A 14,421-nucleotide genomic window follows, 5' to 3' on the forward strand; every position below is an offset into this window, starting at 1 on the left:
CTCGGCTAGATTCAACCCGGCATGCCGAAGCAGCGCATTTCCATGCGTATACCCGCTTAAATCACCAGCCTCACCAAGTATTCCAGCTAGACTCGTGACGTTGATACCTCGTATTTCAAGCATCTTCTGAGCATAAGGAATACGTTCAAGAATGAGATGGACCTCTTGCTCAATCTGTTCAAGCTGGCTCTGCGCCAAGTCATATTCTTGGAGTAATTGCCCAAGGTGAAGTTTGTAAGCATGTAGTGCTTGGGTGGTGCCAACACTGGATTTTGCTAGTGAAATGAGCAAATTGGCGCGCTTAACGCCAGCATGACGCTTCACATATTGCTTCCAGCCGCCTAGAATCTGCTCCGTGTTCAAACGACTGATATCTCTCGGTAAAGGGAAGAGTCTGAGTGTTGCGATTGCACTGGTACAGGTAAGGATTTTAAAGACCAGACGCAGTTCAGGGAAGACAATGTCAACCCAGCGATGAAGCTGATTCACTGCACTGTTAAGACGTTTCGTTACGGTTTCACGGTTAGCCATGTGAATACGTAGTTCCTCGTAAGCTTCCGGGTGAAAACGAACAGGAGAGTAGTACCCGTTTTTGATCATATCTGCAATGACAAGCGCGTCCTTATGATCGCTTTTAGACGGTGTATTATCCCGGTTTTCTTTATTCTTTTTAACGAGATGAGGATTAACCAGAACGGCTTCAATATCTTGCTCGACAAGCCAACGTGCAAGGTTGAACCAGTAGTGACCGGTTGGTTCCATGCCAACCATAACATGGCTCAGTTTGTAGGATTTAAGCAGATCCTGGATCCAGCGCTCGAATAACTTGAACCCCTCACGATGATTACCGAACTCAAGAGGAGATCCCAGAGCAATCCCTCGAAAGCTGACAGCGCGGGCGACATGGACTTCCTGGGCGATGTCTACACCAACGACCAGATGATGAACGGTAATGTTTTCTATGAGTTGATTTTGTTTGTCCTGTGCCTTAAACTTCATGATAGAGCGACCTCCTAGATGGGCTTTTTGAGGCTATGACCTCGTGCGTAACCCCATCTTNTGAACGATAGTGGAGGAGCTTGCCGCGTGGCAGCTCCTCGTTTTGTTTATTAAAGTAACGGGCAGGAGAACGTAACATTAATTCATGAGAATCCTTTTTCGTAAAGTTGGAAGGACGGAGCTATAGCTATTCAGACAGCTGGCTTTATTTCCTTATGAAGATAATGTAGGATGGCTAGTATACAGTGGTTGAGTTCATGAAGTAAAAAGCAAGTCGGTTTATCGTATAGATTTCGATTTTGAAGATATTTTAGTTACATTCAATGTAAGGAGATAATTATAATGGAAACAGAAATGAAATTATTGCTCAAGGTCAAAGTGGTTCAATCAGATAACCGCGTTTTACCGGCCATGGTATGGATAAGAAATGGAATGATCGAGAAGGTAGAAAGTGGCCATTCGTCCTTTCCGGCAGGTGATTATGAGCTTGTGGATGGTAAAGACCATGTATTAATCCCAGGCATGATTGATGTGCATATTCATGGTGCGAACGGATTCGATATGATGGATGGAAGTGAAGCGAGCATCCAGGAGGTCTCGCGTGCTTGTGCTGCAACGGGTTGCACTTCGTTTCTGGTGACTTCTGTAAGCTCTACCATTGAGGACCTGCTAGCCATGATACGTAGTGTTAAACGTGTAATTGGCCGTGAAGTTGGAGCCCGAATTGCTGGGATACATCTGGAGGGCCCTTATCTGAATAAGGCGCGTAAAGGCATGCAAAATGAAAAGTTTTTACGTCATCCGGATATAAAGGAAATGAAAGAGATTTTCGAAGAAGCTGACGGACTAATTAAAATGGTTACGATTGCCCCTGAATTACCTGGCGGGATGGAACTCATTTCTTTTCTGAAGGAACAGGAAGTCATCATTTCCGTTGCTCATTCTGATGCAACCTATAGCGAAGCAAAGCAAGCCTTTGCAGCCGGAGCAAGTCATGTTACCCATTGCTTTAATGGCATGCGTCCGATTCATCATCGGGAACCCGGTATTGTAGTAGCCGCTTTTGAAGAAGAGCATGTAAGCCTTCAAGCGATTGTGGATGGCATTCATTTGCATCCTGCGATCATCCGAATGATGCATCGTTTGAAAGGACCGGACGGCATAGTACTCATCACTGACGCTTTGCAAGCTATGGGATTAGGAGATGGTAACTATGTTTTCGGTGGACATCATGTTCGTGTATCCAATGGTGTGGCGCGATTAGATGATGGGACGTTAGCCTCCAGCACGGTTACGATGAATGAGGCACTTCGTCTAACAGTTGAAACCGGCATATCTTTAAAAGATGCTACTCAAATGGCTGCAACCACACCCGCACGAATACTAGGTCTTGACACTAGAGGTAGGATTTTAACAGGTTTTGATGCTGATCTCGTCTTGTTAGATGAACATTTCAAAGTACAATGGACAATGATTAAGGGTCAAATAATACGTTGATAATCTAATATTAGTGTTGAGATTGTACTGACACTCTAAGCTTCTTGAATGGTAGTAATGAGAGAGACGATATGGATAGTTGCCCGGTTGTTAATTAGTTAGTCCGTTCAACGTGGAAAGATAGTGAAGGAGCTTGCCTCGCCGGCGGCTCTTTTTTTGTTCATTCAAGTAACGGGCAGGATAGTGGAGTAAAGATATGGTAAAGTGGGTGTATAATATGCTCTCTTGATTGTTAAGGAGACCGACTTGGAATATTCTTAAGTCAATCGATGGAGTATTATACAAGGATAAGGTGTGATGCGGATGACTGATTTTACAATGATTAAAAAGCTGTTTCATATTACGAAACAAAATGGGTTTAGTCATGACGAGATACAAACCATTAAAAATAATTTTGGTGAATTGCCCCAGGTGTTTATAGATTATTATTTGGAACTCGGTAAAGACGAGCGGCTGAATCATACGCAAGATAGTTTGATCAAACCCGAGCAACTCCAATACTTCAAACATAGTGAATATTTAATTTTTTATTGCGAGAATCAACGTGTCTGTGTTTGGGGAATCCATAAGAACGATTTATCCAGGTCCAATCCCCCTGTTTATATGAGTTACGATGAAAAGGTATGGAAAAAGGAGTTTGAAACATTGACCGATTTTTTTCATGCGATGGCCTATTTGCAAACCGTATTCGCTCTTGAATACGGCTGTGAATCGTTCTATTCCATTGAACAAACCGACTTGGATTTTATTCGTGAAAATTTTAATAATAAAGGTATTTCCTTTCGGCATTGGATTGGCATCGAATTTTATGGGAATTACGATGACAGCATAATAACAGTGATGAAAAATAACGATAGTTTTGATTTGATCTATGCTTCAAGCGACAAAGAACATTTTGATGAAATGGATCGGGTTCTCTCAAAACTAGGAGTAGTAATTTGAAATTTTCTGTTTCAAGAAGTCAACAGAATTGGAACTTCAGAATGTCATCAATAAGTTAAATAGCTTAATGCCAAATGGACGTTTAAACTAACGGGTAACGTTAGTTGAATGACACCAGCTGCAGTCTAAGACTTTATTTTTCAAGTCTTGGACCGCAGCTGTTTCTTTTATGGATCAGTCTAAAACTCATTTTTCAAAAGCTGACGATTTTTCAATTCAAAAAACGCGTCAAATCAATGACTCCAGTCTAATTCTTTATTTTCATCGAACACCATAGGCTTGCGGCTGGGTTTTTGTGAAGCTTCACATAAACAAATGCTGCCACAATGTGCAAATTTTGTGGGGAAGTTGCCGAAAGACTATGCAAAATCGGTCCAATCTGCCCTTATTTTTGCGGCATTATTCTGCTCTTCATTACCGGAATTATGTGCTAATTCACACGTAAAGGTCTATATACATGGCTGGGGTCGGCTGCTTTTACGTGGCGTGGAGATGAAGTCTCCTACTCGATCACCCCGCAGTCGGACAGTCCGTTTCAAAGCGGATTTAGGTAAATAACAAAAATCGTACAGAAAGACCTAAAGATTCTTAAGGCCTGGAATAGAGGGATCATAGTACAGTGTAAGCATCCATGGAGCGAAGCTTTTAGCGGGAATGAAAGCGCTTAATTATGAGCGATCATTTCCTGTCTGCCAAAAAAGCTCCAATAAGATTCCCTAAGGAGGAAATTGTTGCTATGAGGAGAATTGGTTTGTTTGCTGTGTCCCTGGCGGTACTGCTCCTAATGTTGCTGACCAATATCGCCTATGCGGATGTATCATCCCATTATCTTAACCCGCTGATGAAAGGAGCCGACCCTACCATTGAACGGCAAGACGATGGATACTATTATTCCGCGGCAGGCGATGGCAATGTTGTATTGAAACGGCATGAAACCATTCTTGGCGTTTCCACCGCGAAGAGTAAAGAAGTATGGAAGTTACCTGAAAACCTGGAATTTATATGGGGGCCTGATGCGCACAGGATCGATGGCAAATGGTACATCTATTTCGCTTCCGGTCCGAAGATTAGTGATAAAGCAGGACGCTTTGCTTATGGCCATCCCAGTTCCTATGTTCTGGAGAACAGCTCGCCCGATCCATTTGAAGGGACCTGGGAACTGAAGGGAACATATGATAATGGAGACGGACTTACACCCCAACAGGGGTTGCTGAATACGCAAAGCTATGGACTGCCTACCGGCTTTGTCACCATCAATGGGCAGAGATACCTTACCTACACCAAATATTTCTATTTTATAGATCCAAAAACGGGAAACGAGAGATTTGATGAATGTCCCACGATTGTCAAAATGAAAAACCCGTGGACATTGGAAGGCGAAGAGATTACGTTAGCCAGGCCGACCTACGACTGGGAGAAGTATGTTGATAATGTTAATGAAGGCGCAGCCGTGGTGGAGCGAAACGGTAAAGTTTATTTTGCCTATTCCGCCAGCAGCTACACGCACGATAACTATGCTGTCGGCCTGTCCTGGGCCGATCTGGCCCAAAGTGTGGAGAATGAAGCGGCATGGAATAAACATCCCGAGCCGATCATGAAACGTTCGGATGAAAACGGTTCTTATTCGACAGGCTCGCCGTTATTCCTGAAATCTGAAGACGGCACAGAGGACTGGATTACATACCATGGCATACCGACCCATAGTCAAGGCGGCAAGAACAGAGAGGTTCGCGCCCAGCGGATCAATTGGGACGACAATGACTTCATCAATCTGGGCATCCCGTCCAACCCCGGCACCGTGCTTAGCCGCCCCTCCGGGGAGGAGAAGAGCGAAGTCTATGAAGCGGAAGACGCCCAATTATCAGGGGCTGCAAGAGCAACCATGAACAGCATCTATGCCTCGTCCGGCCGATATGCCCGTTACAGCAATGGCAATGACAGCGAATATGTAGAGTTTACAGTCAACACGAATACAGGGGGGATTTACTCGCTGGACTTCCGCTACAACAACAATACGACAGAACCGGTCACCATGACACTGGGCGTGAACCAGGAGACTCCTACCGCGCTTGTATTCCCGTCTAATGCCGGATCGGAGAACAAGCTGAACTTCGACTTAAAAACCGTTCACAACATCCGGCTGAAAGACGGTAGCAACATCGTACGTCTTTCCGGCAAAAGCACTTTGGGGCTGGACGCTATCATTGCCAAGAAAAGCGTCTTGTATGAAGCGGAGGGCGCAGAGTTGTCCGGAGGCACGGGAATTGCTCAAGATCATACGGGATATAGCGGTTCAGGCTTTGTCAGAGGGTTCACGGAGCCGAACGCGGCGATCAGCTTTACAGTAAACGCTCCTCACGCGGGCAGCTATTCGGTCAAGCTGGCTTATGGCGCTGGAACTGAGGATCGAACCTTGACCATGTATGTGAATGGCGCCAAGATCAAACAAGCGAATTTCTTCGGTCTGAAGGAATGGGACAAGTGGGCCGACAGATATGACAATGTGTTCCTGAAAGAGGGAAGCAATGTCATCACCTATAAGTATGACAGCGGCGATACGGCGAATGTCAATCTGGATTATATCACCGTTACCGAAGCGGCGACCTGGACGTATGAGGCGGAATCCGCCAAAACGACAGGTGGGGCAGATGCCGGGATCGTTCAGGCTCAGGATGGGAATACGGGAATCGGTTATGTGAGTGGTCTGTCCCAAGTGAACTCGTCCGTGGAATTCTCTGTGGATACCGAGTATGCGGCCTCCTATGATCTCAAGCTGCGGTACGCCACAGAGCAGGGCGGCAAAACATTGTCGCTGGAGGTGAATGGCACGCCTGTGCAGGACATGGTCCTTACCTACTCCGGAGGCGCCAAGGTGTGGAAGGAACAGATTGTAACCGTTCCCCTGAACAAAGGGAAAAACAGCATCACCTATAAGAGTGCAATCGGAGATTCAGGTGTCATCCATATCGATCATATTCATCTGAATAAGCGCACGCCCTGGAAATATCAGGCGGAAGCAGCAGCCCTCTCAGGTACGGTGGGTATCGGAAGAGACCGTCTATGGTTTGAAGGCAACGGTTATGTCGGCTTATTCCAGAAAAAAGGGGATTCTATCGGGTTTGAAGTGAATGTCCCCTATACAGCGGCCTATACGTCAACCTTGCGCTATTCGGGTGTACAGTCGTCGAATCGAACCATGAGCATGTATGTGAACGGCAAACGGGTCAAGCAAGTTTCCTTGCCGCCGACAGCGAATTGGGATACCTGGATGGACGCGACCGAGACGGTCAATCTGGAGGCCGGGAAAAATAGCATTGAATTCCGCCGTGAGGAAGGGGATACCGGACAGCTCAATATAGACAACCTGATCCTGGATAAATTCAGCGGTGGATTCATGAGCACGACGGCCAGGGAACTTACCCCCGAGAAGATGGTGAAGATCCAGCCGAAGCATAGCGGCAAGGCGCTGAGTGTGGCAGGTGAGAAGTATAATCAGGGAGCAGCCGTTATCCAATATTCCAATGGCGATACCAATAGTCAATTGGTGCGATTCCTGGATCTGGGAACAGGCTATTACCGGATCCTAATTATGCGTGGAGCACGCTTCCTCGATATCAAGCCTGATTCGGATATCCAAGAACTTATTCTAAATCAGACTATTGAAGCTGCCCCCACTCCCTCCGATACTGAACAGTGGCGTCTGGAAAAGGAGGGCGATTATTACAAAGTGATCAACAAAAGCAATGGAAAGGTGATTACGGTCAATGAAGCGTCCAAAGGAAACAACACTGTTATGCGGTTGGCCGATGACGAGGGGAAAGACAACCAGCGGTTTAAGATTGAGCTGCGTAACCTTTATGACACTACATTCCACGCGGTGTCGGACATTACTGCTGTCCCGGCGGCAGCGCAGGCAGGGCAGGAGCTGACTCTCTTCGGAACAGTCTCACCGGATTGGGCCACGCGTAAAAGTATCACCTGGAGCATCAAGGATGCCGGGCAAACAAGAGCTACCCTGGATGGAAATGTGCTGTCCGCCACAAGAGCGGGAACAGTCATTGTCACCGCTACGATTGAAGAAGGAAGCGAGATCGACGTGAACTACTCCAAGGACTTCACCATTACGGTCTCCAAGAAGGACGCGGATGTTAGTCCTGAAAAGGCCACCTATGATCTCTATGTTCCCGGGGATGTAAGCGCCAGCATCATATGGAATGAAGCCAAGTCTGTGACCGGGGTGGTATATGCAGCAACAGTAACAGGTGCCGTATACCATGGCACATTGGGAACGGATGGTTATACGGTCAGCGGGGATATGTTGACCATCAAGCGCGAGACTATGGCCGCACTGGGGTTGAAGAGCGGCGATAAGGTGGACTTCTCTATCCTGTTTAATCAGGGGAATCCGGCTGTGTTCAGTGTCAATGTGGTGGACAGCTTTGCTTTGACCAGCCATAGTATTACAGTGGCTACTGAGGGACACGGCACTGCCAGCGCCAATGTATCGTCGGCTCTCAAGGATACGGCGATTACCTTAACCGCCACTCCAGATCCGGGCCAGCTCTTCAAGGGCTGGAAGGTGCATAGTCCCAGTAGACTGAATGTGACTGGCAATACCTTCACCATGCCAGACGAGGCGGTGGTGATCACGGCGATATTCGGAACGCCGTCCTACAGCGTGACCTATAACGGCAACGGCGCGGCAAGTGGTCTCGCGCCGGTAGATGACAGCAGCTATGAGCAGGGCGTCACGGTATCGGTCTATGGCAATACCGGCAATCTGAAGAAGCCGGGCTATCTCTTTGCCGGCTGGAATGTACGGGCGGATGGCAGCGGAGCCAGCTATACTGAAGGCCAGGTATTCACAATGGGCGGGGCGAATCTGACCCTGTATGCGCAATGGACGGTTAAAAATTCGGGTGGTTCTTCTGGAGGAGGTTCGTTTGATGGGGATTCTTCCGATGGCAGTTCACCATCAACACCAACGAGCGAAGGAGTTATTCCGGCGAATAAAAGCCAATTTGCGGTTCCAGCAGATAAGAAGGGCGAATTCGGCATAGGTGATGAGATTAAGATCGAGATCCCTGCCGGCGCTTCCCGAAAGGAATTCCAGCTTATCATCAGCAAGATAACAGACACGCAAAAGCTGCTTGCAGGCAAAGATGAGCTGGTCAGTCCGGTGTTCGAGATTCGGAAGGATTTCCCAGGGAATTTCGACAAGGAGATCACTCTGACCATTACTTTCGATCCAACCAAAATAAAGAAGGGTCAAAAGCCGACTGTATTCTCCTATGACGAAGCGCGAAAAAACTGGAGGGAATTAGGCGGACAAGTCAATGGGGCCACTTCTATTACCGTGCAGGTGAACAACGTTGCCAAGTTTGCGGTATTCGGCGTCGATCAGGCGGCAAGCTTGCCCGCTCTGAAACCGATGGTCAACTTGAGTGACATAGCGGCACACTGGGCGGAGTCCGATGTCAAACAAGCGATTGACCTGGGAATCGTCAGCGGCTATCCGGACGGTACGTTCAAGCCGGATCGAACCGTAACACGCGCCGAGTTTGCCGCCATGCTCATCAATGCGCTCAAGCCGCAAGGGAACCGCCTCTACAGCGCGCCGCTAACGTTCACCGATAAGGAGAAGATCGGTACATGGGCGCTGAATGCCGTGGCGCAAGCGGTGCAAGTAGGGATCATTTCTCGTTACGAGGATGGTTCCTTCCGCCCGGATGCCGAGATTACCCGCAGTGAGATGGCCAAGATGATCGCCAACGCCCTGAGCCAGTCAGGCGAAAAGGCTGCAACCACAGGGTTTGCGGATGACACGGCTATCCCTGACTGGGCGAAGGGTGCCGTGGCGACCTTGAGCAAGCGGGGCATTATTGAAGGCAAAGGAGGGAACCAATTCGCTCCCGGCGATCAAGCAACAAGAGCAGAGGCGATTAGAGTATTGCTGAACATGCTGCGCAACAGACAATAGAAGTGTGAATGCCTTCTCCGGCGCCGCAGGCCCACAGGCTTGCGGCGGGTTTTGCGCTCCTTTCAGAACACTCATATTGTGTAGAGCAACCATTTTGTAAAACGGTTACAAAAAAAATTATGATAGTACATTTTTATAAGATTCTTCGAAAGGTAGAATGAGGAAACGGGCGAAAAAAAACCAGTACAACAAGGGAACGAGAAAATGAAAGCAGTTTATGCAACTCATCAGGGCTGATGGGTGGTTCTTCTACAGTTCGTACCGCGGGGTAATTCTATTGGCTTCTCCAGGTGAGCATGAACGCCATAGACAACAGGATGATATGATTCCAAGGAGGATTGCACATGGTCAAAAAAAAATTCAGAGATCTGCTGCTTTGTCTCGCGATGCTGCTGATGCTGCCTCAATGGAGCGGAGTGGCTGCGGCGGCAGAGCCGACGCCAGCTAAGCCGGATTCGGCGTCTACGCAGGAGGGGAAGAATGTTTCGGATTTCTATAATGTAATCATGCAGACAGGAGCCGATCCCTGGGTTTACAAGCACACGGACGGCTACTATTACAACGTATTTGCCAACTCCAGCGGCATCATGATCCGCAGAGCGAAGACCATCACCGGCATTGAGGCGGGCGAGAGGAGCCTGGCCTGGACGCCGGTTAAGGGCACCATGTACAGCTACAATGTTTGGGCGCCGGAAATGCACTATCTCAAGGATACCGACGGCAAATCCAAATGGTATATTTACTTTGCGGCTGACAACGGAACCAACGCAAACCACCGCATGTACGTGCTGGAGAACGCCAGTGAAAATCCGTTGACCGGCACCTGGGAGTTCAAAGGGAAGATTACCGATTCTACAGACCGTTGGGCGATCGACGGCACTGTGCTGACGGTAAATGAGAAACACTATTTCATCTGGTCCGGTTGGGAAGAAACGGACGGAAGCTTCCAGAATTTATATATTGCGCAGATGAGTGATCCACGGACCATCAGCTCGGAACGGGTATTGATCTCGAAGTCTGAACATGATTGGGAATCGTCCCCGGCCAGAATCAATGAAGGCCCCGAAGTCACGATAAAGGGCGACACAATCAATCTGATCTATTCTGCAAACGGAAGCTGGACAGACAGTTATTGCCTCGGGCTGATCACGGCCAAGATCGGCGACGATTTGATGAATCCCGGCTCCTGGGTGAAAAAAGACATGCCGATCTTCTCCAGCGCCAATGGCGTTTACGGCCCGGGCCACCACAGCATCGTCACGTCTCCTGACGGTACAGAGGACTGGGTCATTTACCATACCGCCCGCTGGCCGGGATCGGGATGGACCCGCAAAGTCCACACGCAGAAATTCACCTGGAACGCAGACAATACGCCGAACCTGGGAGAGCCCGCCGATCCGAACACACCGATTGCCAAGCCTTCGGGCGAGCCGGTGCGGAAGCGCTATGAAGCGGAAAACGCGCTGCTGGTGAAGGATCCGGGCGGTGAAACTTCTCCTGCTGTCCGGCTGGAAAGCACCGCTTCCGGTGGGATGAAGATCGCCAACATCAAGAACGCCAGTGATTATGCCCAGTTTACCGTAAACGTGCCGGAGGCGGGATTTTATATGCTGTTCGTGCGTAATGCCAACGGCTCACCCAATGCGGCCGATGCCTCCCATATCTTGTCGGTCAACGGGAATTCCGGCGCCAATTTGAACATCGTCTATTCCGGCCTGAATCGTTGGGGACTCTCTACGGCAAAAGTCTATCTTAGGGAAGGCAACAATATCCTCCGCTTCTCGAAGGGGAACAACCTTGCCGAAATCGACAGCATGGATATATTTAAGCTGGATGCATCGGAAATGTTATTCGATGTCCCGGGGTACACGTTGGGGTTGGGTGAAACTCGCAGTTTGCCCCTGTATAGCGTAACAGGCACTACCTATACCGCTGTTGACACAGGAGTAATCTTCAGTTCTTCCGATACGAAGGTCGCCGTTATGGACGGAGGGGTTAGGGTTAAGGCTGTAAGTGCGGGCAGTACCACAATCACCGCCACATATAACGGGAAAACGGCCATAGCCACGGTTACCGTTGCTGCGGAGCCTAAAGCCGTGCAGTCCGTTGCCATCGGCGGATTGCACCGCATCCTGACAAGCGGGCAGACAAGCGGGCCATTGCAGGTAACGGCACGCTATAACAACTATGAGGTTCAGAATGTGACAGCGGCTGCCCAGTATACCAGCAGCGATCCTGGGGTGGCCAGGATTGATTCGGATTCTGTGACCCAATCGGTATATGCGGTTAAACCGGGTACAGCTCTTATTACAGCCAATTGCAACGGCAAGAAAGCAGCGTTCAACTTGACCGTTATTGCAGCTTCTGATGCGGTTCAGGTTGTTTCCGTAGTGAAGATTCCTTCCGGAGTGGCCCCTAAGCTACCCAGCGTTGTTAATGTTGTCTACAACAGCCAGTCGAAGAAGGCAGAAGTTGTCAGCTGGGAGCCGGAGGGACTTGACTTCAACTCCCTTGGCACTGTCCAGGTGCCTATCACCCTGAAGCTGGATGGCCGTGATTTTCCTTCCTCCGTTGCCTTAAACGTTATTCCGGGATGGGGCCTTGATGAGATTGCGAATCAACTCCGCAACAAGCTGGCCAACTTCTCCTATCCTTTGGGCGATGGGCTGGGCAACTATAGCCAATCCAAGTATGATGACTTTGTGGCCGAAGTGAACAAGGCGGAAGAGATGGCCGTAAACGCCGATCTGAGCAAAGAACAGTTTGACGAGGAACTGGATAAGCTTGCTCAAGCGGAAGCAGCTTTGTTAGGTTCGCTGAACAGCATTCGGGACGGCGTAAACTATAACGCTTACCGGGATTTCTCCGGCGATACGGTTGGCAAGTACCCTTACGGCATTACCACCGAAGATCTGACCAATGGCGCTACCGCCACTGTGCAGGAAGAGGCCGGGAATAAATTCCTCCGGCTGACCACAACCGCTACTTCGGGCAAGGCAAACCTGCTCCTGCCGTATGCAGGCGAGGTAAAGGCTGAGGCAGGTCAGCGCTTCGTCATCGAATACCGCGCCAGACTAAACACCAGCTTCCAGTACGCCAATGGCGCCATGATGCGAAATGACAGCGGCACAGGCAATTATTCCATGGTCACGGCTTTTGATATGGGTAAAATTGTAGTCCAGAATGGACCGTCCACTAAGGTCAAAGTCAAAGACTTTCAGTACAATACATGGTACAAAATCAAAATGGTGGCAAACTGGGACGCCAAGACTTATACCGTCTATATAGACGATGTTGAGGTGGCCACTGACTACAACTTCCGCCACACAGGCGGCGACAAGCTGACCGGCCAGCGGTTCGGCATCGACGGCTATGCCAACGCCTCCATCGACTTTGACGATTTCAAAGCGATGGTTACCGGAGGACCGAAGGCTGCACCCGAGGGGCTCAAGCACACCAATGAAACAGCGGTTGGGGCCAATGATGGACGCATCACCGGGATCAACCCCTCCATGGAATGGTCCTCCGACAATGGGAGCACCTGGTTGAGTGTCGAAGGGGATACCATCGCAAATCTTTCTCCTGGGACTTATTGGGTTCGTTACCCTGAGACGGATACCCATAAAGCCAGTCCCCATGTGGGGGTGACCATTGCAGTCTATACTCAGCCGGTGCGTGTCACCGGGGTGAGCCTGAATCAGACCACCGCCCAACTGTATACCAACCATAGGGATTCGACTGTCCAGCTTACCGAAATTGTGGAACCCGCTGACGCAGCCAACAAGACGGTGACCTGGAGCAGTTCCAATCCGGCTGTAGCTACCGTGGATGGACATGGCTTGTGACGGTTCATGCCTCCGGTACAGCCGTTATTATGGTAACCACTGAAGACGGCGGCTCCACAGCTTCTTGTGTTGTAACTGTGGGTGAATATCATAACGACAGCGGTGAAAGCGGCGGAGATCCCCAAATTGGCGGCAGCAAATCAGTCGTCCCAACTACACCGTCTACTGGGGTCAAAATCGGGGATGGCAACACGACCACCAGCATCACCGATCAGACAACCGGTATGGTGACGGAGACTATTGTCGGGCCGAATGGCGACCGTGAAGTTATAACGAAAGAACGCAATGGTACAATTACCGAGATTGTCACCAAGCAGAATGGAAGCAAGCGTGAGACCGTGAGCAAGCCCGATGTAAGCAGTTGCTCTGTCACTACGGATACGCAGGGAGTCAAGGTTGAGACCGCCACGACTTCTCTGGGGGGAGTAACTGACGCTATCCATCTGCCTGAAGGCGTAGCGCAAGCGCGGGTCACAATTCCGTTTAAGAATGCTTCTGCTTCCACGGTGGCCTTTGCGGTTCGGGAAAACGGAACCAAGGAAGTGATCGGAACGGTTATCACCGAAGCCGGATTGAGCTTTACAGCCAAGAGCAATATGACGGTGAAGCTGATCGACAATAAGGTTGTTTCCATGATGTGCCCCACAGCCATTAGGCTGCGGAGGCGATTGCCTTCACAGCAAGCCGCGAATGGCTGCTCGGAACGGAGCAGGGAATCTTCGCTCCTGATGTAGCCTTGAGCCGCGCAATGCTATTTACCGTGCTGGCCCGTTTGCATGGCGTTGCCGGGGAATATTGGTACAGCAAGGCGAAAGACTGGGCTACCGTTTCCGGGATCAGCGATGACAGTACCCCTGAAGCTTCCATTACCCGGGAACAACTGATTACTGTCCTGCACCGTTACGCCGGACAGCCTGCGGCAGGCAGCTGTTCGATGAAAATAAAGAACTAGACTGGAGTCATTGATTTGACGCGTTTTTTGAATTGAAAAATCGTCAGCTTTTGAAGAATGAGTTTTAGACTGATCCATTAAAAGAAACAGCTGCGGGCCAAGACTTGAAAAATAGTAGAGTGAAGGGCTGGGCATCCAGCCCCTCCTCATCAAACCGTACGTGAGGTTTTCCCTCATACGGCTTTCCGACGTTCTTCACCTCGAGC

At 49.4% G+C, this 14,421-nt stretch carries 7 protein-coding genes; 6 read left to right on the top strand and 1 reads right to left on the bottom strand.

Annotated elements, in window-relative coordinates; all coding sequences use genetic code 11:
- The coding region (locus tag ACFQ0C_RS21850) for an IS110 family RNA-guided transposase (protein WP_379369552.1) at nt 1-999 on the bottom strand (999 nt) is incomplete at its 3' end.
- Nucleotides 1,000-1,353: 354 nt separating this feature from the next.
- On the opposite strand from ACFQ0C_RS21850, the gene nagA reads away from it, so the two are divergent.
- The 6 genes from nagA to ACFQ0C_RS21880 all read left to right on the top strand — a co-directional run bounded on the left by nagA (nt 1,354) and on the right by ACFQ0C_RS21880 (nt 14,215).
- On the top strand, nt 1,354-2,496 hold the full coding sequence (gene nagA, locus ACFQ0C_RS21855) for an N-acetylglucosamine-6-phosphate deacetylase (protein WP_379369564.1): 1,143 nt from the start codon (nt 1,354-1,356) through the stop codon (nt 2,494-2,496).
- A 303-nt stretch (nt 2,497-2,799) separates the two neighbouring features.
- Nucleotides 2,800-3,438, top strand: a complete 639-nt coding sequence (locus ACFQ0C_RS21860) for a hypothetical protein (RefSeq protein WP_379369554.1) — start codon at nt 2,800-2,802, stop codon at nt 3,436-3,438.
- A gap of 736 nt (nt 3,439-4,174) precedes the next feature.
- Nucleotides 4,175-9,418 carry an S-layer homology domain-containing protein gene (locus ACFQ0C_RS21865; RefSeq protein ID WP_379369556.1) on the top strand — a complete coding sequence of 1,748 codons (5,244 nt, stop codon included), beginning with the start codon at nt 4,175-4,177 and terminating at the stop codon, nt 9,416-9,418.
- A gap of 344 nt (nt 9,419-9,762) precedes the next feature.
- Nucleotides 9,763-13,263: a family 43 glycosylhydrolase gene (locus ACFQ0C_RS21870; protein WP_379369558.1), complete on the top strand. Its 3,501-nt coding sequence runs from the start codon at nt 9,763-9,765 to the stop codon at nt 13,261-13,263.
- Entirely contained in the window at nt 13,260-13,997 is a 738-nt protein-coding gene (locus ACFQ0C_RS21875; RefSeq protein WP_379369560.1) for a hypothetical protein, read from the top strand. The genes ACFQ0C_RS21870 and ACFQ0C_RS21875 overlap by 4 nt, the downstream gene beginning before the upstream one ends.
- 14 nt (nt 13,998-14,011) lie before the next feature.
- Entirely contained in the window at nt 14,012-14,215 is a 204-nt protein-coding gene (locus ACFQ0C_RS21880; RefSeq protein ID WP_379369562.1) for a hypothetical protein, read from the top strand.
- The last annotated feature ends 206 nt before the right edge of the window (nt 14,216-14,421 follow it).

Origin of the sequence: Paenibacillus sp. GCM10027630 (genome assembly GCF_042676305.1) — a bacterium.
GTDB lineage: Bacteria > Bacillota > Bacilli > Paenibacillales > NBRC-103111 > Paenibacillus_S.